17 protein-coding genes are annotated in these 19335 nt (G+C 69.2%); 6 read left to right on the top strand and 11 right to left on the bottom strand.

What is annotated here, in order from left to right; all coding sequences use genetic code 11:
* Positions 1 to 28: 28 nt before the first annotated feature.
* The 3 genes from B7K23_RS11235 to B7K23_RS11245 all read right to left on the bottom strand — a co-directional run bounded on the left by B7K23_RS11235 (position 29) and on the right by B7K23_RS11245 (position 3347).
* Complete coding sequence (locus B7K23_RS11235) at positions 29 to 622, bottom strand: hypothetical protein (protein ID WP_143338249.1); 594 nt, start codon at positions 620 to 622, stop codon at positions 29 to 31.
* 281 nt (positions 623 to 903) lie between these two features.
* Positions 904 to 2088 (bottom strand): RNA polymerase sigma factor, encoded by a 1185-nt coding sequence (locus tag B7K23_RS11240; protein ID WP_084126665.1) that lies wholly within the window; start codon positions 2086 to 2088, stop codon positions 904 to 906.
* A gap of 239 nt (positions 2089 to 2327) precedes the next feature.
* Positions 2328 to 3347, bottom strand: coding sequence for a DUF4192 family protein (locus tag B7K23_RS11245; protein ID WP_084126666.1), 1020 nt, complete (start codon positions 3345 to 3347; stop codon positions 2328 to 2330).
* Between the two features lie 110 nt (positions 3348 to 3457).
* On the opposite strand from B7K23_RS11245, the gene B7K23_RS11250 reads away from it, so the two are divergent.
* On the top strand, positions 3458 to 4540 hold the full coding sequence (locus B7K23_RS11250; protein ID WP_084126667.1) for a polyprenyl synthetase family protein: 1083 nt from the start codon (positions 3458 to 3460) through the stop codon (positions 4538 to 4540).
* 9 nt (positions 4541 to 4549) lie between these two features.
* Here B7K23_RS11250 and B7K23_RS11255 read toward each other — a convergent pair whose 3' ends face one another.
* On the bottom strand, positions 4550 to 4900 hold the full coding sequence (locus B7K23_RS11255; RefSeq protein ID WP_084126668.1) for an Rv2175c family DNA-binding protein: 351 nt from the start codon (positions 4898 to 4900) through the stop codon (positions 4550 to 4552).
* A gap of 112 nt (positions 4901 to 5012) precedes the next feature.
* Here B7K23_RS11255 and B7K23_RS11260 point away from each other — a divergent pair, with 112 nt between their 5' ends.
* Together B7K23_RS11260 and pknB are read left to right on the top strand one after the other, a co-directional pair.
* A complete protein-coding gene (locus B7K23_RS11260) occupies positions 5013 to 6377 on the top strand; it encodes a LysM peptidoglycan-binding domain-containing protein (RefSeq protein WP_084126669.1) in 1365 nt (454 codons plus the stop codon).
* A gap of 135 nt (positions 6378 to 6512) precedes the next feature.
* On the top strand, positions 6513 to 8507 hold the full coding sequence (pknB, locus tag B7K23_RS11265) for a Stk1 family PASTA domain-containing Ser/Thr kinase (protein ID WP_084126670.1): 1995 nt from the start codon (positions 6513 to 6515) through the stop codon (positions 8505 to 8507).
* An 89-nt stretch (positions 8508 to 8596) separates the two neighbouring features.
* Here the strand turns inward: pknB and B7K23_RS11270 are convergent, their stop codons facing one another.
* The 4 genes from B7K23_RS11270 to B7K23_RS11285 form a co-directional block, all read right to left on the bottom strand.
* Positions 8597 to 9946 carry a class II 3-deoxy-7-phosphoheptulonate synthase gene (locus B7K23_RS11270; protein WP_084126671.1) on the bottom strand — a complete coding sequence of 450 codons (1350 nt, stop codon included), beginning with the start codon at positions 9944 to 9946 and terminating at the stop codon, positions 8597 to 8599.
* Positions 9947 to 9952: 6 nt separating this feature from the next.
* Positions 9953 to 11152 carry a pyrophosphate--fructose-6-phosphate 1-phosphotransferase gene (locus tag B7K23_RS11275; protein WP_084126672.1) on the bottom strand — a complete coding sequence of 400 codons (1200 nt, stop codon included), beginning with the start codon at positions 11150 to 11152 and terminating at the stop codon, positions 9953 to 9955.
* A gap of 81 nt (positions 11153 to 11233) precedes the next feature.
* A complete protein-coding gene (locus tag B7K23_RS11280; RefSeq protein WP_084126673.1) occupies positions 11234 to 11959 on the bottom strand; it encodes a 1-acyl-sn-glycerol-3-phosphate acyltransferase in 726 nt (241 codons plus the stop codon).
* Positions 11960 to 11970: 11 nt separating this feature from the next.
* Positions 11971 to 12930, bottom strand: a complete 960-nt coding sequence (locus tag B7K23_RS11285; protein WP_084126674.1) for an ROK family protein — start codon at positions 12928 to 12930, stop codon at positions 11971 to 11973.
* A gap of 80 nt (positions 12931 to 13010) precedes the next feature.
* On the opposite strand from B7K23_RS11285, the gene B7K23_RS11290 reads away from it, so the two are divergent.
* Entirely contained in the window at positions 13011 to 14795 is a 1785-nt protein-coding gene (locus tag B7K23_RS11290; RefSeq protein ID WP_084126675.1) for a long-chain fatty acid--CoA ligase, read from the top strand.
* Between the two features lie 78 nt (positions 14796 to 14873).
* Here B7K23_RS11290 and B7K23_RS11295 read toward each other — a convergent pair whose 3' ends face one another.
* Positions 14874 to 15113 (bottom strand): hypothetical protein, encoded by a 240-nt coding sequence (locus B7K23_RS11295; protein ID WP_084126676.1) that lies wholly within the window; start codon positions 15111 to 15113, stop codon positions 14874 to 14876.
* Between the two features lie 200 nt (positions 15114 to 15313).
* Here B7K23_RS11295 and B7K23_RS11300 point away from each other — a divergent pair, with 200 nt between their 5' ends.
* Positions 15314 to 17041: a DEDD exonuclease domain-containing protein gene (locus tag B7K23_RS11300; RefSeq protein WP_084126677.1), complete on the top strand. Its 1728-nt coding sequence runs from the start codon at positions 15314 to 15316 to the stop codon at positions 17039 to 17041.
* 99 nt (positions 17042 to 17140) lie between these two features.
* Here B7K23_RS11300 and trpD read toward each other — a convergent pair whose 3' ends face one another.
* Positions 17141 to 18181 carry an anthranilate phosphoribosyltransferase gene (gene trpD, locus B7K23_RS11305; RefSeq protein WP_143338251.1) on the bottom strand — a complete coding sequence of 347 codons (1041 nt, stop codon included), beginning with the start codon at positions 18179 to 18181 and terminating at the stop codon, positions 17141 to 17143.
* A gap of 9 nt (positions 18182 to 18190) precedes the next feature.
* Positions 18191 to 18604 (bottom strand): response regulator transcription factor, encoded by a 414-nt coding sequence (locus B7K23_RS15520; protein ID WP_143338252.1) that lies wholly within the window; start codon positions 18602 to 18604, stop codon positions 18191 to 18193.
* Between the two features lie 88 nt (positions 18605 to 18692).
* Between B7K23_RS15520 and B7K23_RS11310 the strand changes: the two genes are divergently transcribed.
* Positions 18693 to 19322, top strand: coding sequence for a heme-copper oxidase subunit III (locus B7K23_RS11310; RefSeq protein WP_084126678.1), 630 nt, complete (start codon positions 18693 to 18695; stop codon positions 19320 to 19322).
* Positions 19323 to 19335 lie beyond the last annotated feature (13 nt).

The following is a 19335-nucleotide window of genomic DNA, read 5'->3' on the forward strand; positions in this document are numbered from 1 at the left end:
GCTGTCTCGCCGACGCGCGGCTGAGAGATCAAAGTCCCTCGAAGAGGTCCGAGGTGCCGTCCCAGTCGACCTCCTTGGAGGTGAGCCGGTAGGCGCCCTTGCTCCACTCGAACATCATGATGGCACCGCCCTCGGAGGACGGGTAGACCGGCCACGCGACGCCCTTCATCTTCCCGAGGACCCGGCCTCCCGTCTCCATGCACAGCGTGCCGCTGGTGCCGGCGATCTTCCGGACCTGGGCGAGCGTCATCCCCTTCGTGATGCTTCGGTACTCCCGCTTCGTCATGGTGTCCGCCGTCTGCTTCGGCGTGAGCTGCCACAGCGCGATCTTGTCCGTCACGACCCAGTAGCCCGCCTTGCGCTCGAACACAAGCGTCACGAACCCGTCGTCGGACTCGGTGACGTCCCAGGTCCGCATCTGAGCACCGACGCCGCCGTCCACGTACTTGAAGTCCTCGGACCCGCGTGCTCCGAACACCTTCGCCACCTCGGCGAGCGTGTCGCCGATGTGCACCGCGGCGTACTCCCCTCGATCGACCTTGCGCGTGTCATCCGCGCTTGCGGTCGCGGTCCCACCCAGCGCCAACGCCAGTCCGAGCACCGCGGCCGTGATCGCCCTCATCTTCACTTCTGTTCCCCTTGCCTGAACCGCCGCTGGCACCGGCGGCACCAGTCAACGGCGCCCGCTCAGCGACACCGGTCGTCTCGACCCCCCGAGGCGTGCGTGAGGCATACATTAGCGCCCGCGGGTCGTCGTGCTGCACCAGGTGCCTTCAAATCTTGGGTGTGTCGCCGGTCCCGAGCGGCCTCGCGACCGCGGCGTCCTGACCACGCAAAGCCAGACATGACGAAGGGGTCGTCTCGCCGCTGTCGGCGAGACGACCCCTTCGGAGAGAGAGTGCGTCAGTCCAGGTAGTCGCGCAGAACCTGCGAGCGCGACGGGTGACGCAGCTTCGACATGGTCTTCGACTCGATCTGGCGGATTCGCTCGCGGGTCACACCGAACACGCGGCCGATCTCGTCGAGCGTCTTCGGCTGGCCGTCGGTGAGCCCGAAACGCATGCCGACGACGCCGGCCTCGCGCTCCGAGAGCGTGTCCATGACCTTCGAGAGCTCCTCCTGGAGAAGCGTGAAGCCCACCGCGTCCGCGGGGACGACCGCCTCGGAGTCCTCGATGAGGTCTCCGAACTCCGAGTCGCCGTCCTCGCCCAGCGGGGTGTGGAGCGAGATGGGCTCGCGGCCGTACTTCTGGACCTCGACGACCTTCTCGGGCGTCATGTCGAGCTCCTTGGCGAGCTCCTCGGGCGTGGGCTCACGACCCAGGTCCTGAAGCATCTGGCGCTGCACGCGCGCGAGCTTGTTGATGACCTCGACCATGTGCACAGGGATGCGGATGGTGCGGGCCTGGTCCGCCATCGCGCGGGTGATCGCCTGACGGATCCACCACGTCGCGTAGGTCGAGAACTTGTAGCCCTTGGTGTAGTCGAACTTCTCGACGGCGCGGATGAGGCCGAGGTTGCCCTCCTGGATCAGGTCCAGGAACAGCATGCCGCGACCCGTGTAGCGCTTGGCGAGCGAGACCACGAGGCGCAGGTTGGCCTCAAGGAGGTGGTTCTTCGCGTGGCGTCCGTCGTTCGCGATCCACTCGAGCTCGCGACGGAGCTTCGGAGCGATCTTGTCGCCCGAGGCGAGCTTCTCCTCCGCGAACAGGCCCGCCTCGATGCGCTTCGCGAGGTCGACCTCCTGCTCGGCGTTGAGGAGCGCGACCTTTCCGATCTGCTTGAGGTAGTCCTTGACCGGGTCCGCGGTGGCGCCCGCGGTCGTCACCTGCTGCACAGGCGCGTCGTCGTCGGCGCGGTCGAGGACGAAGCCGGACTTCGAGTCCTCTTCCTCCTCCTTGACCTCGTCCGGGCCCTTCTCGTCCGCGAGATCGTTCTGCGGCTCGTCGGAGTCGATGTCCTTGGCCTTGGCGGTGGACTTCGGCGCTGCCTTCTTAGCCGTGGAGGCGGCCTTCGAAGCCGTCTTCCTCGCGGTGGGCTTCTTCGCTGCGGTGGTCGTGGCGTTCTCCTTCGTCGTGTCGCCCGGCATCCTGTCCGGGCTCCAGTCCTGCTGCGTGGCACGGTCACGGCTCGTCGGTCACAGCCACACTCCCAGAGGATCCAGGAACAACCACGACGAGGGCGGCACCGACCGTCTCTCGTGTGACGTGGGAGTGAGCGTTGAGGCCGGTGACCGCCTCGCGCAAATCCATTAAAGTATAACGCGCACCGCAAGCGGAGTGTTCCAGATCCCGCAGGAATTCCTGCGGATCCGTGGCCGCACCTGGCTCAGCGCTCCTCCCTCAGCCAACCAGGCAGGATACCGCGTGCCGCAGTCTCGCCCACGAGCGTCGCGAGGCGCGAACGGCCATCAGCTTCGAGCGCCTGGTCAGCCGCGAGAAGGCATCCTGCCTGGTCTCCCGCCCACCAGTCGAGCAGCGCCGTGACGGCGAGCGCGGCTGAGCGCTCCTCCCCCGCCGTCAGCTCGGAGATGCGCCTCAGCACGGCCCGCGCCTGCTCCAGCTCGTCACCGACAGGCGCAAGGTGCCCATGCATCACCGCATCCAGCCTGCGTTCGGCACGCGCGTCCTGTCGATCCTCGAGCAGCGCCGCCTGCTCCTCTCCGTCGGCACCGAACACTGCGACGATCACCGCGTCCCTGACCGCAGGAACCGCGAGCCCCGCCGCGAGCCGTCCCAGACGCGGCACTGTGGGGACCTCGCCCCGAAGCGCCTGTGTCCACTCGGCAAGGGCGACGCGCCGCCACGAGGACTCTCCTTGGGCACGCCGCGCGACGAACCGCGTGCGCGCGCGGCGGACCCTCCGCCTGTCCGCGCGCCTGACCAGCTCGGCCTCGATCCGCTCGCATCCCAGGGCCACCTCCACATCGGCGAAGGCGCCGGGGAGCACGCGCCCGCCGGGCGGACAGCAGGCCGCATCGGTGCACCCCGGCGACCAGTAGCGATCGCGATGCACGACCCAGGTGTCCCGCACCTCGAGCGCTCCTCGCCAGGCGTGGATCAGTGGCTCCGAGGCCTCGGCACCCCAGTCGACGGGCTCCTCCGCGAACTCGATCACGTGAACGCCGACGGCTCCGGTGCGTCGCGCCTCGCTCACGATCGCGGCGGCCATCGACTCCACGACGTCCTCGAGGAGGCAGTCCTCGCGATCGAGACGAGCGGTCATCGAGACACGCTCGGCGCGGTTCATCCCCAGGACCACGATGGAGTCGCGGGGCCGGAAGCCCAGGAGCCTGGGCACGACGGCGATGAGATCGCCCGGGTCGGAGATTCTGATGATGTCGTCCATGCCCCCAGCAGACCTTCGCCGACAGCGCCCACGGAGGCCGCCGCGAGAAACGGTGGAGGGACACGGGATCGATGAGGCCTGGGGACGCCGCCGCACCCTAGGCTGGTCGGGTGCCAGCCTCGATCGACCTCTCGCCCACCGCCGTCAAGGACCGCGTCGACGCCCGCATCCGCGAGACGCTCGACGCCACCGCCCTCGCGCTCGCGCCCGCGGGCGCGGCAGGTGCGGAGATCATCGATGTGCTCGCCGAGTCGTCCCATGGGGGCAAGCGGCTGCGCGCGCTCCTCACCGTGGCCTCGCACGCGGCTCACGGCGGCGCAGCGGACGCGGCGGCGGTCTCGGTCGCCGCGGCGCTCGAATGGTTCCAGACCGCGGCGCTGATCCACGATGACGTGCTCGACGAATCGGACACTCGGCGCGGCCGACCCGCCGCTCACCGCAGGTTCGAGGAGATGCTCGGCGACGTGGCCGAGGCCGGCACGGCCCCGCAGCTCGGCAGGTCCGCAGGAGTGCTCGCCGGCGACGTCGCCCTCATGACCTCTCACCGCGCCCTTGACGGGGCGCTCGTCGCGCTGGCGGACCCCAGGCCAGTCGCGGAGCTGTTCGCCTCGATGGCGGAGCTCGTCACCGCGGGCCAGTACCTCGACATGCGGCTCGCCGCGACGCCGCTGGCCGACCTGGCCGGCCAGCGGGAGTCGATCATGGCCACGATGCGATGCAAGACCGCCTCCTATTCCGCAGAGGCGCCGCTCGCGCTCGGCGCCGCGGTCGCCGGCGCCGACGCCACCCGGATCGACGCGATGAAGCAGGTGGGCGTCCCCCTGGGGATCGCCTTCCAGCTCCGCGATGACGTCCTGGGTCTGATCGGCGCTCCCGAGGTCACCGGCAAGCCCGCAGGCGACGACGTGCGCGAAGGCAAGCGCACGCTCCTGCTGTGGCACGCGTGGACGTCGGGCAGCGACGCGCAGCGTCGCGCGATCCACGCGGCCCTCGGGCGTAGAGACGCCGATCAGGCAGAGGTGGACGACGCGGTGGCGGCGATCGTCGAGGCCGGCGGCGTCGCCGAGGCCGAGCACGAGATCGAGTCCCTGACGCAACCCGCGCTCACACGGCTCGACTCGCTCGAGCTGGAAGCCGCGGGGGCTGCTGTTCTCCGTGACCTCGCGGAGCGCCTCACGGCGCGCGCTTCGTAGTCGGGCGCCTCAGAGCAGCGTCTGCGCCGCCCGCCGCACCGCCGCGCGCTGACCCTGCCGCAGCGCCTCCATCGGCGTCGAGCCGAGCTCGTCCGCGGGCGTGAACAGCCAGTCCATCGCCTCGTCGTCGGTCAGCCCCATGTCGAGAAGCAGGGTCAGCGTGCCCTTGAGGGTGGCGATGATGTGAGGCGCGTGGTCTCCGGGGACGATGAAGTCCGCGGGCAGGGACAGCGCATTGTTGTCGCCACGACGCACCGCGATGAGGGCCCGGTCGCGAAGCAGGTCGCGGATACGGGAGTCGCGCACCGAGATGCGTGCGGCGAACTCGGGGATGGACAGCCATTCGATGTCGTTGCTCACCCGCTCAGCGTATAGAACGTCTCGCCACCCCTTGCCCGTGGGCCTGACCTGACTTACAGTCACTTGTGTCACATCTGTCACAAATGCCCCACGTGCCACACAGGAGGCCCACGTGAACAGCACCATCTCCCCACGCCTGCACGCCCCCCGCGGCGCTCGCCGAGCGGCCGCCGGCATCGTCGCCGCACTCGCGCTCACGACCGCCGGCACCCTGCCTGCAGCCGCCGACGAAAGACACCGGGTGTCCTCCGGAGAGACCGTGAGCGGCCTCGCGGTCGCCTACGGCACCACGGTCGCGAGGATCGTCTCCGCCAACGGGCTCGACTCACGGGCGACGATCTACGTCGGGCAGACGCTCTCGATCCCCACCTCGGTCGCGGCGACCACGCCCTCGTCCTCGGCGAGCGGCAGCTCCACGTACACCGTCGTCGCCGGCGACACGGTGTGGGACCTGGCGCGCAGCCACGGCACGACCGTGGCGGCGATCATCTCCGCCAACTCGCTGAGCTCCTCGGCGACGATCCGCATCGGACAGACCCTGTCGATCCCGGGCGGCTCGTCGTCGTCAGGGACCACCGCATCGTCCTCGTCGTCGACCACGACGGTCACGCACACGGTCAGGTCGGGCGACACCGTGTGGGACCTCGCACGCAAGCACGGGACCTCAGTGGCGAGGATCGTGTCCGCGAACGGGCTGCCGTCGTCGGCGGTCATCACCGTCGGCCAGCGACTGAGGATTCCCGGCGCCACCTCCGCGGGCACCTCCACCGCGACGGGCTCGACCTCCTCGTCACTCGCCACCGAGGACAACATCGACTCCTTCGGCACGAGCACCGCGTCGCACACGGTGACGAGCGGCGAGACACTGTCCAGCATCGCCGCCAAGCACGGCGTCACGGTGTCGGCGATCGTCTCCGCCAACGGGATCAAGAACCCGTCGCTGATTCGCATCGGGCAGACGCTCACGATCCCGGGGGCTGTTGCGTCGGGCCTGGTAGGCGACACCTTCGCGGGCCGCACCTACGCGCCCGAGGTGGTCGCCTCTGCCAACCAGAACAAGGCCACCCTGCTCGCGATGTCCGTGCCCTCCAAGGAGGAGATCCAGTCCATGGTCGTCGCCACCGCATCGTCCATGGGTGTCGACACCGCGCTCGCGCAGGCGGTGGCGTATCAGGAGTCGGGCTTCAACATGACGGCGGTCTCCCCCGCCAACGCGATCGGCGCGATGCAGGTCATTCCCACCTCGGGAGACTGGGCCTCCGACATGGTCGGCCGCGAGCTCAACCTGCTCGATGCGGACGACAACGTCGTGGCCGGCGTCGCGATCCTGCGCCAGCTGCTCCGCACCAGCAGCTCGCTCGAGACAGCGATCGCCGGGTATTATCAGGGGGCCGCATCCGTGAGGAAGTACGGGATGTTCGCCGATACCGAGAGGTACGTCGCAAGCGTCCTGGCACTCATGGAGCGATTCGACTGACGACCGCCGTTGAGGGGCGGTTCCGGGCCCGATGAAGAAGGCCAGGAGCGGTCCGACGTCCGAGATCGTTGTCACCTCACGCCGCGCGGCGAAGGCCTCCGCGGCCCCCTCATGTCCCCCAACTAGAATGTGCCTGTGTCAGAGACCCTCACCGATCCCCTGCTCGGCCGCCTGATCGACGGCCGCTACGAGGTGCGCTCGCGCGTCGCCGCGGGCGGCATGGCCACGGTCTATGTCGCGTTCGACCGCCGACTCGAGCGCGAGGTCGCCATCAAGGTCATGAGCCCGCACCTCGGCGACCGCGGCGACACGGCGCGCTTCGCCTCGCGATTCCGCGCCGAGGCCCGCGCGGCCGCCCGCCTCACGCACCCCGGCATGGTCCGCGTCTACGACCAGGGACTCGACGGCGACATCGCCTACCTGACCATGGAGTACGTCGAGGGCGAGAACCTCCGTTCCCGCATCGCGCATGAGCGCACCCTCACGCTCGGTGAGTCCCTCGCGATCACCGACCAGGTCCTCGACGCCCTCGCCGCGGCCCACCGCCTCGGCCTTGTCCACCGCGACATCAAGCCGGAGAACGTGCTGCTCGACAGCGAGGGTCGCGCGAAGCTCGCCGACTTCGGACTCTCGCGCGCCATCGAGGACGCGGCCTCGACCACCACGACCAACGGGCTGATCATGGGCACCGTCGCCTACCTCAGCCCTGAGCTCGTGTCCCATGGCACGGCAAGCGCCGCGACCGACCTGTACGCGGTGGGCATCCTGCTGTTCGAGATGATCACCGGGCGGCAGCCGTTCACCGGCGACAACCCGCACGAGGTCGCCTCGATGCACGTGCGCCAGGAGGTGCCCGTCCCTTCCGCGCACGTCCCATGGCTGCCTGCCGAGATCGACGCCTTCGTGCAGCGCCTCACGGCTCGCGACCCCGAGGGCCGCCCGACCGACGCGGCCGTGGCCCTGGCCGAGCTGCAGCGTGTGCGCGCGGTCATGGACGACCCGACCCTCGATCGCCGCGCCGACCCGCCGTCGGGTTCGCTGCCGGTCCGCATGGACCTCGACCCGGACGCCACCACCGTCTTCGACCCCGCCCCTGCGGGTTCGACCGTTGCACTTCCCGTGGGGCTCGCGACCGTCGACAGCGAGGAGCCTCTCGAGGCCGAGGTGCTCTCGGGCCCCCTCGTCGTGCCCCCGACCGAGCGCAAGCGCCCGCGCCCCGCCCTCTGGATCGGAGCGATCACCGTCGCCGTGCTCGTGCTCGGCCTGCTCGGCGGATGGTGGTACGTGGCCATCGGCCCCGGCGCCTACTCCGCCGTGCCGGACGTCACCGGTCTGACCGAGGAGGAGGCCGCATCGACGCTCGAGGAGGCGGGCTTCGTCCTGCTCGACCCGGAGCGCGCCTATGACGACCAGGTGGAGGCGGGCATCGTCCTGTCCACCTCGCCCGAGCCGGACGATCGCGTGCTCAACGGCTCCGAGATCACGCTCACCGTCTCCGACGGACCGCGCATGGCCACCGTCCCCGAGGTGGAGGGACAGTCCAGGGACGATGCGGAGGCCGCAATCTACGACGCGGGCTTCGACGACGACACGGTCACGATCAAGCGCACGTACTCGGACACTGTCTCCAAGGGGACCGTCCTGTCGGTCGACCCCGCCGAGGGCGAGACGCTTCGCCACGACGACGCGCTCACTCTCACCGTCTCGCGCGGACCCGAGCCGATCACGATCCCGAACGTCTTCGGCATGACCGAGGCGGCGGCTCAGGACGCGCTCGACGACTATGCGCTCGAGGTGACCATCGAGTACGGGCGCACCGACGCGGTCGACACCGGGGAGGTGTACGCGCAGACGCCCGGCGCCGGCTCCGAGGGCTTCCGCACCGACAGCATGACGATCACGGTGTCCGAGGGCCTGCCACTGGTCGAGGTGCCGAACTTCGTCGACATGAACGCGGAGGAGGCAGCCGCGGCCGCCGAGGCCGCGAACCTCAACGTCGAGTTCAGCCCGCGGTTCTGGGACTTCATCACGGGCGACCTCGACAAGAAGTCGACCATCGTGGACCAGAACGTCGAGGCCGCGACGTGGGTTGAGCAGGGCACGACGGTCTACCTGGTCTACGACAACTGACGTCCGCCGCATAGAGCCGAAAGAGGCGGGGACCGGCTGATGCCGGGCCCCGCCTCTTTCGTCTGTGCTCGTGCGACGAGCGGTGTGGATCAGGAGCGTGCGCTGAGCAGCTCCGCGACCAGGAACGCCATCTCGAGCGACTGCTGGTGGTTGAGACGCGGGTCGACCTTGGTCTCGTAGCGGAACGCGAGCCCCTCGTCGTCGATCTCCTCGGTGCCGCCGAGGACCTCGGTCACGTCGTCGCCCGTGAGCTCCACGTGGAGACCGCCGGGCACGGTACCGAGCGCACGGTGCACCTCGAAGAAGCCCGTGACCTCGTCGAGGATCGTGTCGAAGCTCCGGGTCTTGAAGCCCGAGGCCGAGGTGAACGTGTTGCCGTGCATCGGGTCCGTGAGCCACGTCACGGGCACGCCCGCGTCGCGCACGCCTTCGACGATGCCCGGAAGCACGTCGCGCACCTTGTCCGCACCCATGCGGGCCACGAAGGTCAGGCGGCCCTCGATGCCGTTCGGGTTGAGCCTCTCGGCGAGCGCGATCGCGTCAGCGGCGCTCGATGTCGGGCCGAGCTTCACGGCGATCGGGTTGTGGATCTTCGACATGAACTCCACATGGGCGCCGTCGAGCTCACGCGTGCGCTCGCCGATCCACAGCAGGTGGCCGGAGCAGTCGTACGGGAGGCCGGAGCGCGAGTCGATGCGCGTGAGCGCACGCTCGTAGTCCAGCAGCAGCGCCTCGTGGCTCGAGAACATCTCGACAGTGCGAAGCGCGTCGAAGTCGCCGCCGGCCGCCTCCATGAAGCGCACCGCCCGGTCGATCTCGCTCGCCATCTGGTCGTAGCGCGCGTACGCGGGGTTCGCGGCGAAGCCCTTGTTCCACTGGTGCACGCGGCGCAGGTCGGCGAAGCCTCCCGTGGTGAAGGCCCGGATGAGGTTCAGCGTCGACGCGGACACGTGGTACGCCTCGAGCAGACGCTCGGGGTCGGGTGTCCTGGCCTCCTCCGTGAACGCGAAAGCATTCACGATGTCGCCCCGGTACGCCGGCAACGTCACGCCGTCGCGCGTCTCCGAGTCGGAGGAGCGCGGCTTCGCGTACTGCCCCGCCATCCGGCCGATCTTCACGACCGGCGTGGAGGCGCCATAGGTGAGGACGACCGCCATCTGGAGGATCGTCTTGATCTTGTTGCGGATGCGATCCGCGGAGGCCTCCGAGAAGATCTCCGCGCAGTCACCGCCCTGAAGGACGAAGGCCTCGCCGCGACCGGCGGCTGCGAGGTGTCCTCGCAGCACATCGGCCTCACCGGCGAAGACCAGCGGGGGGACTTCCCTCAGGCGCGCGGTCGCGCGCTCAAGGGCGTCCTTGTCGGGCCAGACGGGCTGCTGCTTCGCCTCGCACGCGAGGTACGAGTCGACGCCGGCCGCCTGGAGGGCTGCCTCGGTCATGCGCTATCAGGCCTGACCGATCTCCGCGATCATCTCGGTGTACCAGGGAGTGGTCACGTCGAAGGGCTTGTGGCCGGCGATGCGCGGGAACGGGATGGCCTTGAGCCGGTCGCCGTCCTCCTCGTCGTGGCCGATGACGCCGGGCTCGCCGCGCAGGGCGCAGTCGACCGCGTAGTCGGTCATCGACTTGATGAGGCGGAGGTCGGTCGCGTTGGCAGCGGCCGCACGCGAGAAGTAGCCCGACTTCTGGACCATGACCTTCTCGGCGCCGAGCCGCTCCGCGAACTGCTTCGCGAACCACTGGCCGGGGTTGATGGTGTCGAGCTTCACGTGGCCGAACGGGTCGCGCTCGACGGTGCCGCCGGCCTCCTCGATCTCCGCGATGATCTCGGGCACGCCCGCACCCTCGGAGAGGAAGATGTTGACGTTGCCGATCTCGTCCATCACAGCCTTGAGGCGGTCGGCCTCGGCGTCGAGGTCGATCTTCGACTCCGGCACGTACACGGCGTGGATGTCCCAGCGCTCCTTGGTCAGGCCGATGCCCGGAAGGAAGGTGCGCGTCTCGAGGTCCTCGCGGTAGGACTTCGCGGCGGCGGCGGTCAGCCAGCCGCAGGCACGGCCCATGACCTCGTGGATGATCAGCATGCGCGGGCCGGAGCGGTGCTCGCCGATGATGTTGCGGCCGAACTTCGCGGCCTCCTCGGCGGCGGTCCACGCGCCGAGCGACTGACGGATCGGCACCACGTCGTTGTCGATCGTCTTCGGAAGTCCGACCACGGTCAGGCCGTAGTCGTGCTCGGCGAGGTACGCGGCGAGGTCAGCGGCGGTGGTGTTGGTGTCGTCGCCACCGATGGTGTGAAGGACGTCGACACCATCGGCCTTGAGCTGCTCGGCCGCGACCTCGAGGGGGTTCTGGCCCTCCTCGACGAGCCCGCGCTTGACGCAGTCGGCCGCGTTCGTGAGCTTGACGCGCGAGTTGCCGATGGGCGAACCACCGAACTCGTGGAGCAGGCCCGCGTGGGCGCGCACCTCGTCGTCGATCACGGTCTTCTTGCCCTGCAGCAGGCCCCAGTATCCGTGCTCATACGCGATGATCTCGACCTCGGGGGCGAGCTCGGTGTAGCGCTCGATCAGCCCGCCGACGGCGGACGAGAGGCAGGGGGCGAAGCCTCCGGCGGTGAGAAGTGCGACGCGGCGAACCGACATGGCGATTCCTTTCGATTTCGTCTCAAGAATTCCTCGCCCATCATAGGGGTGGGCGCTCCCCCGTGCCGACGGCCCGAGGGCCTAGGAGGCGGCACCATCCCCGGCCCGACCGGACGGGTTCTCGCCGCCCTTGTCGAGCTCACGCTTGAACTGCGCGGCGTCCCGATCCGCGTACTCCTGACCGGAGAGCTCGCCGATGGCGAGGATCACCTTGTCGGTGAGCTCGCGCAGCGCGTCGCGGTCGTCCTGCTGGGCGCTGTACCCCGACGGATCGATCGGCTTCCCGATGCGCACTCCGATGTCGGCGCGCGAGGGCACCTTCTGCCCGATCGGCTGCGCGACGTCCGTGCCGATCATGGCCACGGGGATGATCGGGACCCCTGCCTCGATGGCGAGGCGCGCGACGCCTGTCTTGCCGCGGTAGATGCGGCCGTCGGGGCTGCGGGTGCCCTCGGGGTAGATGCCGAGCAGCTCGCCGCCCTGGACCACCTGAAGACCTGTGCGCAGCGCCGCCTCGGAGGCCCTGCCGCCACCCCGGTGCACGGGGATCGTCCCCACGCCCTCCATGAACGCGCGGGTCGCCCACCCCTTGACGCCCTTGCCCGTGAAGTACTCGGACTTGCCCAGGAAGACGACCTTCCGCTTGAGGACAAGAGGCAGGAAGATCGAGTCCGAGAAGGACAGATGGTTCGACGCGAGGATCGCGCCACCCGTCTCGGGAACGTTCTCCGCCCCCTCGACCCATGGCTGGTAGTAGGCCTTCATCGGCGGACCGATGATGACGTGCTTGAACAGGCCGTAGTACATCGATTCCTCTCCTAGACGCCCACGGCCTCGCGCGCGAGGGCAGCCGCGCCCACGATGCCGGCGTCGTTGCCCATCTCCGCCGCGACGATCGGGGTCACGGGGCGCACCGCCTGCGCGGGCACATGGTCGTTATAGGCGGCCCTGGCGGGCTCGAGCAGCAGATCTCCCGCCGCGATGGCACCGCCGCCGATCACGAAGACCTCGGGGTCGAGGACTGCGGACAGCGACGCGCATCCGATGCCGATCCAGGTGCCGAGGTCGTGAAGCAGCTCGATCGCGAGCTCGTCGCCCTCCATCGCGGCGTCGGTGACGTCCGGCCCCGTGATCTTGGCGGCGTCGCCGCCTGCGCGCTCGAGCAGCGCGGCGGCGCGCACCTCGCGCTCGATGCCGGCGCGGCGAGCTTCCCGGGTCAGCGCCGAGCCGGAGCCGTACTGCTCGAAGCAGCCACGCAGGCCGCATCCACAGGGGTGGCCGTCGGGGACGACTCGCATGTGACCGACCTCGGCGGCGAAGCCGTAGGCGCCGCGCACGAGCTCGCTGTTGACGATGAGCGCGGCGCCGATGCCGGTGCCGATGGTCAGCATCGTCATGTTCCTGGTGTGGTTGCCCGCGCCGTGGACGTACTCGGCCCAGCCGGCAGCGTTGCCGTCGTTCTCCACGACGATCGCCAGGTCGTCGCGGCCGATGAGCTCGCGCACCTTGTCCCCGAGGGCGTACTCGCGCCACGCGATGTTCGGGGCGAAGGTCATGTGGTTGCGGTCCGAGCTGGCGAAGCCGGCTGCCGCGAGTCCCACGGAGTCGAACTCGAAGTCCTTGGCGAGCTCCTTGACCGCGTCGGCGATCGCGAGGTCGATCGAGGCCGGGTCTTGAGGCTTCGTCTCCCTGCGGAGCTTCGTGACGATCGTGCCGTCGGGGGCCACGACCCCCACCGCGATCTTGGTGCCGCCGATGTCGACTCCGATGGCGTGCATGACCCTCGCTCTCCTTTGATCTTCTCCCCGCGCCTCAAGGGTATCGTGTGAAAAACGGCTGTACCGACGAGGGAGCGACGATGCCGACAGACGACCGCGAGTACGCGGCCAACATCCCTGTGATGATCCGCCGGACGTGGGAGGAGCGCGCGGATCGCACCGTGCTCCGCTACACCGACGAGGATGACGTCTGGCACGATCTCAGCGGCGCGGAGGCCCAGGCCCTCGTGAACGCCGTCGCGAAGGGCTTCATCGCTCGGGGCGTCAAGCCCGGGGACGCCGTGTCCATCATGGCCCGTACCCGCTACGAGTGGTCGATCGTCGACCTCGCGCTGTGGTCCGTCGCGGCGCTGCCGGTGCCCATCTACGACACGTCCTCCGCGTCCCAGATCGACTGGATCACCTCGGACGCCGAGGTCTCGACCATCGTCGTCGAGACCGCCCACCACGCGGAGCTCGCCCGCTCCGTGTCCGCCGACTCCGAGAGCCCGCTCACGCATGTGCTCGTCATGGACGAGGGCGCGATCGACGACCTCATCGCCGCGGGTCGCGAGGTACCGGACGCGGAGCTCAACCGCCGTGTGGAGCTCGCCGGGCACGACGACATCGCGACGATCATCTACACGTCCGGCACGACCGGACGTCCGAAGGGCGTGCAGCTCACCCACTTCAACTACGTCCGTCACACCGTCGGGATCCAGCAGGAGCTCGCCCCGGTGCTGCTGAGCGAGGGCGCCTCCACAGTGCTGTTCATGACGCTCGCGCACTCGCTCGCGAGGCTCGTCGAGGTCGTGTTGCTCGCGTCGGGCACGGTGATCGGCTACTGCCCCGATTCCAAGAAGCTCGTGCCGCTGCTCGGCACGTTCAAGCCGACGCTCCTGCTCGCGGTGCCGCGGGTGTTCGAGAAGGTCTACAACTCGGCTGAGCAGAAGGCCGCCGCGGGCGGCAAGGTGAAGATCTTCCGGTGGGCCGCGAAGCAGTCCATCGACTACTCCAAGGCGCTTGGGACCAAGAAGGGTCCGTCGCCGATGCTGCGCGCCCAGCACGCGGTGGCCTACCGACTGGTGCTGTCCAAGATCGTCGACGTGCTCGGCGGCAACGCGCGCTGGGCGATCTCCGGCTCCGCGCCGCTCGGCGACCGCCTGGGGCACTTCTACGGCGGTCTCGGCCTGCACGTGATGGAGGGCTACGGCCTCACCGAGGTCAACGCGGCCTCGCACGTGAACCGACCCGATGTCTCCAAGATCGGCACCGTCGGAAAGGTGCTGCCCGGCATGGAGGCGAAGGTCGCCGACGACGGAGAGATCATGATGCGCGGCGAGATGCTCTTCAAGGGCTACCACCGCAACCCCGAGGCCACGGCCGCCGCGATGGTCGACGGCTGGTTCGCCACGGGCGACATCGGCACGATCGACGACGACGGCTTCCTGACGATCACCGGTCGCAAGAAGGAGATCATCGTCACGGCGGGCGGCAAGAACGTCGCGCCGGCGGTGCTCGAGGACCGGCTCCGCGCCTATCCGCTCGTCGACCAGTGCGTCGTCGTGGGAGACGGCAAGCCGTTCATCGCCGCGCTCGTCACGCTCGATGCCGAGGCTCTCCCCGGATGGCTCAAGGGCAAGGAGCTGCCCGAGATGACGCCCGCCGAGGCCGCGAAGCACCCCGTCGTGCGCGAGCACATGGACAGGGCTGTCGCGCGCGCCAACAAGGCGGTGTCGAGGGCGGAGTCGATCCGCAAGTACGAGATCCTGCTCGACGACTTCACGGTGGACAACGGCTATTTGACGCCGTCGCTCAAGGTGAAGCGGGCACAGGTGCTGAAGGACTTCGCCGGGCAGATCGAGGACCTGTACCTGACGCGCTGACAGCGCGCTGAAGCCATACTCACGGCGCCAGCCTGTTCTCGCCTACAACTGGCCCGCGCCGTCACCCAGCTCGGGTCGTCAGCCTGCTCTGCGCCGTTCCACGAGTCTCAGCGGAGCGATGAGCCCGCCCGCAGCGAGGTTCGCGACCGCCTTCATCTGGTCATGGTCCATCTCGACGGGTTCCTGGGCGCTCGACGTCTCGTCGGCACCGACGGGCGCGGAGGTGGCTCCGGGCCTCACGGGGATGGTCAGGAAGCTGACCACACAGTCGCCGCACGCACGGCCGCGCACCTCGCACGTATCGCAATCGATCAACATGGCTTTCACGCTAGGCAAGGGGTCTGACATCGACTGCCGCGCGGTGTGACGCGGTGGGGTTCCCGCGTAAGCCGGGCGACCGGGAGACGCGCTCCAGCGGCGCCGCGGCGACGCCCCTGGAGAGGCGCGTCACGCCTTGAGAAGCGCGTCGCGTCCTCGGCCCTCGCGTACGTGTCGGACCCGTGACGTACCGTCCTTCCATGACCACGCCCGACCTCTCGCGACTCCTCTCAGGCACGCAGCGCAGCCTCGAGGACATCGGGGAGCCGCTCTCCGCGACCACGTTCGTCGTGGTCGACCTTGAGACGACCGGCGGCTCGCCTGAGACATCGGCGATCACCGAGATCGGTGCGGTCAAGACCCGCGGCGGCGAGGTGCTCGGCGAGTTCCAGACTCTCGTGGACCCGGGCGCACCCATCCCACCGATGATCGTCGCGCTGACGGGGATCACCGACGCGATGGTCTACGCCGCACCCCGGATCGAGCAGGTACTCCCCGCGTTCCTCGAGTTCCTCGGTGACGCGGTCCTCGTCGCGCACAACGCGAGGTTCGACGTGGGCTTCCTCAAGGCCGCGTGCAGGGCGCACGAGTACGCGTGGCCGGGAAACGAGGTCGTGGACACCCTCGTGCTGGCTCGTCGCGCCACCACCAAGGAGGAGGCCCCGAACAAGAAGCTCGGGACCCTGGCGCGCGTGTTCGGCACCCAGGTGACCCCCAACCACCGCGCGCTCGAGGACGCGCGCGCGACCTCCGAGGTGCTGCACGGCATGCTCGAGCGCCTCGCGAGATTCGGGATCACGCACCGGGAGGACCTGGACTCGCTGCGCAACCCCATGCCGGAGAAGCTCCGCAAGAAGGCCGTGCTCGCGGACAAGGTCCCCTCCAAGCCCGGCGTGTACGTGTTCCGGGGGCCGCGAGGCGAGCGGCTCTACGTCGGCACGTCCAAGAACCTGCGCTCGCGAGTGAAGAGCTACTTCACCCGGGGAGAGCAGCGCCGCCAGATCCGCGAGATGCTCGAGCTCGCTGTCGACGTCGACACCCATGTGTGCGCGACCGAGATCGAGGCGAATGTGCGTGAGGTGCGCCTGATCGAGGAGCACCGTCCGCGGTACAACAGGCGCTCGGCGCGACCCGAGCGCACCGTATGGGTCAAGCTCACCTCCGAGCCGTACCCGCGGCTGTCGGTCTCGCGCGCGATCGCCGGAGCCGAGGGAGTGCTGGGGCCCATGCGCGGTGCGGGTGACGCGAGGGCCGCGATCGAGGTGCTCGAGCTCGCGCTGTCGCTGCGCACGTGCACCACGCGCCTCCCGATCGTGCCCCGCAAGCTCGCACGCGCGTGCCTGCTCAAGGACCTGGGACAGTGCTCGGCGCCGTGCCAACGGGGGGCGGACGCGGGTTACGGCGACGCCGTCGAGGCCGCGCGGATGGCGATGAACCACGACCCCTCCACCGTCGTCGCAGCGCTGAGCGCGGAGATCGCGTCGCACGCCGAGCGGCTCGACTACGAGCGCGCCGCCGAGCTCAGGGACGGGGTCAGCGCACTGATCGAGGGCTCGATGAGGGGCCAGCGGCTCGAGGCGCTGCGGCGGGTCAGCCTCGTCGCGGCTCGCGCCGCCGACGATGGCTGGGATCTCGTCTCCGTCAGCAACGGCCTGCTCGCGGGTTCGCGCCACGTCACCGAGAACGTGTGGGAGACCGCGGACCGCCTGCGCGAGGCATGGGCCACGCTCGATGTCGCCGAGCCGCTGATCGAGGAGCAGGAGATGCTCGCCCGTTGGCTCGAGCGCCCGGGAACCCGCCTGCTCTACGTGGACGGCGACTGGGCGCAGCCGCTCGACGGCGCAGGGAGGCACGCCTCATGGGTGCGTGCTCGCAAGGACGATCGCGCGAAGGTGGTCGACAGCCGCAGGTCGTCGGTCACCTACTGAGACGCACCACCCGAGGCGCGGCGGGTCCACGCCTGGGTCGTCGCGAATTCCACACCGCCCCGGCGCATGCCGGCCGCAACGGGGTCGTGCCGCGCGCGTCTATGCCTGGGTGGCCGCGACCCAGCGATCGAGGACGTCGCTCGCGCGCCCCTCGTCGATCGACTTCGCGGCAAGCGCCATGCCCGCCTCGAAACGCTCGACGAGCGAACCGCTCGCCGTGCCGGGCAGCGTCGCATCTGCGACCATGCCCGCGGCCGCATTGAGGATCACGGTGTCACGCACGGGCCCCGTGGCGCCTGAGAGCATCTTCCGCGCGATCGCCGCATTCTCGGCCGGCTCACCGCCGCGCAGGTCCTCGACCGTGATCTGGGGCAGGCCTAGGTCACGCACGGCGTCCAAGCGCAGCTCGGAGACCTCGCCCGCGCGCACCTCCCACACGGTCGCGCCGCCGGTGGCGGCTAGCTCGTCGAGGCCGTCGTCCCCATGGAACACGAGAGCCTCGCGACCCTGTGCGGCGATCACGCCGGCAAGCACAGGCGAGACGCGCATCGACGACGAGCCGATCGCGGTCGCCTCGGGCTGCGCAGGGTTGGTGAGCGGACCGAGGATGTTGAACGTCGTGGGGACGCCGATCTCCTTGCGGATCGGCATCGCGAAACGCATCGAGGGGTGGAACACCTGCGCGAAGCAGAACGTGATGCCCACCTCCGTCGCGAGCTCCTTGACGCGCTCGACCGGCAGGTCGAGGCGCACTCCGAGCTCAGCGAGGACATCGGCGGAACCCGACTTCGACGTCGCGGCGCGGTTGCCGTGCTTGACCACGGTGAGACCCGCGCCGGCGATCACGAGCGACGCCATGGTGGAGATGTTGACGGTATGAGCGCCGTCGCCCCCGGTGCCAACGATGTCGACGGAGCGCACCGGAACCTCGAAGCGCACCGCGTGCTCGAGCATCGCGGCTGCGAGGCCCGCGACCTCCTCGGAGGTCTCACGCTTCACCCGCAGCGCCGCAAGCAGAGCCGCCACTGTCACAGGCGAGGCGGAGTCGGTGAGGATCTGGTCCATCACGCTCGCGGTCTCATCCGCGGTCAGGTCCTGGTGCTCGACCAGCTTGGACAGGAGCTCCTGGAGGGTCGCCATGCGTGCGCCCTACTTGGCGAGGAGCTCGAGGACCGCCTCGCGCACCGCGAAGGGGTCGAGAGGGTGCGACACAGCCGCGTCGGCCTCCGACCAGGTGGCGAGCCACGCGTCTCCCGGGCGCCCCACGAGAAGCAGGATCGGCGGCACGGTGAACATCTCGTGCTTCATCTGCCGCGCGATGCCCATGCCCCCGACCTTGGCGGCCTCGCCGTCAAGGATCACGAGATCGAACGCGTCTCCGTCCAGCGCGGTGACGGTCGCCTCATGCGTCGCGGTCTCGAGCCACTCGAGAGGCCGGGCTCCGGCGGTCGAACCGACGGCGAAACGCACCTTCTCGCGCGCGTTGCGGTCGTCCGAATAGAGCAGGATCCGCGCGGTGGCGGTATCGAGGGCATTCTCGTCCCTGGTCTGCAGGTCGCTCATGACGCCATACTGCCACGCGCACGGAGTGAGAGGAACGCGCCCCTCCGGTTGATGCCATGTCAACCCTCAGTGCGCTTTAATAGGACCTATGTCCCATGCAACGACGGTGCCGTCGCCGATTCACGCGACCCGCCCCAACCAGGTGGCTGTTGGAACCATCGTGTGGCTGAGCTCCGAGCTGATGTTCTTCGCGGGTCTGTTCGCGATGTACTTCACGCTTCGCGCTCAGGTGCCCGATGTGTGGGAGGAGTCGACCCAGCTCCTCAAGATCCCGACCGCCCTGTTCTTCACTGTGGTCCTGGTCCTGAGCTCGTTCACCGCGCAGGCCGGAGTCTTCGCCGCGGAGCGCTATCAGCGACGACGCACCGGCTCGATCTGGCAGGTCAAGGGCTGGGGAATGCACGAGTGGTTCGTGCTGACGTACCTGATGGGCTCGGTGTTCGTCGCCGGCCAGGTCTTCGAGTACGCGACTCTCGTGTCCGAGGGCATCACGATCTCCTCGAGCCCGTACGGATCGGTCTTCTACCTGGCGACCGGCTTCCACGGTCTCCACGTCATCGGTGGCCTCATCGCGATGCTCTTCGTGCTCGCGCGCTCGTTCGCCGCCAAGAAGTTCACCTCTCACGAGGCCACCACCACCATCGTCGTGTCGTACTACTGGCACTTCGTCGACGTGGTGTGGATCGCCCTTTTCGCCGTCGTCTACCTGGTTCAGTAAGGCTTCCCCCGAC

It is taken from the genome of Demequina sp. NBRC 110054 (assembly GCF_002090115.1).
Classification (GTDB): domain Bacteria; phylum Actinomycetota; class Actinomycetes; order Actinomycetales; family Demequinaceae; genus Demequina.

Coding starts and splice junctions, on each gene's coding strand:
- B7K23_RS11235 (WP_143338249.1), bottom strand. CDS start 622: ATGAGGGCGATCACGGCCGCGGTGCTCGGACTGGCGTTGGCGCTGGGT.
- B7K23_RS11240 (WP_084126665.1), bottom strand. CDS start 2,088: ATGCCGGGCGACACGACGAAGGAGAACGCCACGACCACCGCAGCGAAG.
- B7K23_RS11245 (WP_084126666.1), bottom strand. CDS start 3,347: ATGGACGACATCATCAGAATCTCCGACCCGGGCGATCTCATCGCCGTC.
- B7K23_RS11270 (WP_084126671.1), bottom strand. CDS start 9,946: ATGACCGAGGCAGCCCTCCAGGCGGCCGGCGTCGACTCGTACCTCGCG.
- B7K23_RS11275 (WP_084126672.1), bottom strand. CDS start 11,152: ATGTCGGTTCGCCGCGTCGCACTTCTCACCGCCGGAGGCTTCGCCCCC.
- B7K23_RS11280 (WP_084126673.1), bottom strand. CDS start 11,959: ATGTACTACGGCCTGTTCAAGCACGTCATCATCGGTCCGCCGATGAAG.
- B7K23_RS11285 (WP_084126674.1), bottom strand. CDS start 12,930: ATGCACGCCATCGGAGTCGACATCGGCGGCACCAAGATCGCGGTGGGG.
- B7K23_RS11290 (WP_084126675.1), top strand. CDS start 13,011: ATGCCGACAGACGACCGCGAGTACGCGGCCAACATCCCTGTGATGATC.
- B7K23_RS11295 (WP_084126676.1), bottom strand. CDS start 15,113: ATGTTGATCGATTGCGATACGTGCGAGGTGCGCGGCCGTGCGTGCGGC.
- B7K23_RS11300 (WP_084126677.1), top strand. CDS start 15,314: ATGACCACGCCCGACCTCTCGCGACTCCTCTCAGGCACGCAGCGCAGC.
- trpD (WP_143338251.1), bottom strand. CDS start 18,181: ATGGCGACCCTCCAGGAGCTCCTGTCCAAGCTGGTCGAGCACCAGGAC.
- B7K23_RS15520 (WP_143338252.1), bottom strand. CDS start 18,604: ATGAGCGACCTGCAGACCAGGGACGAGAATGCCCTCGATACCGCCACC.
- B7K23_RS11310 (WP_084126678.1), top strand. CDS start 18,693: ATGTCCCATGCAACGACGGTGCCGTCGCCGATTCACGCGACCCGCCCC.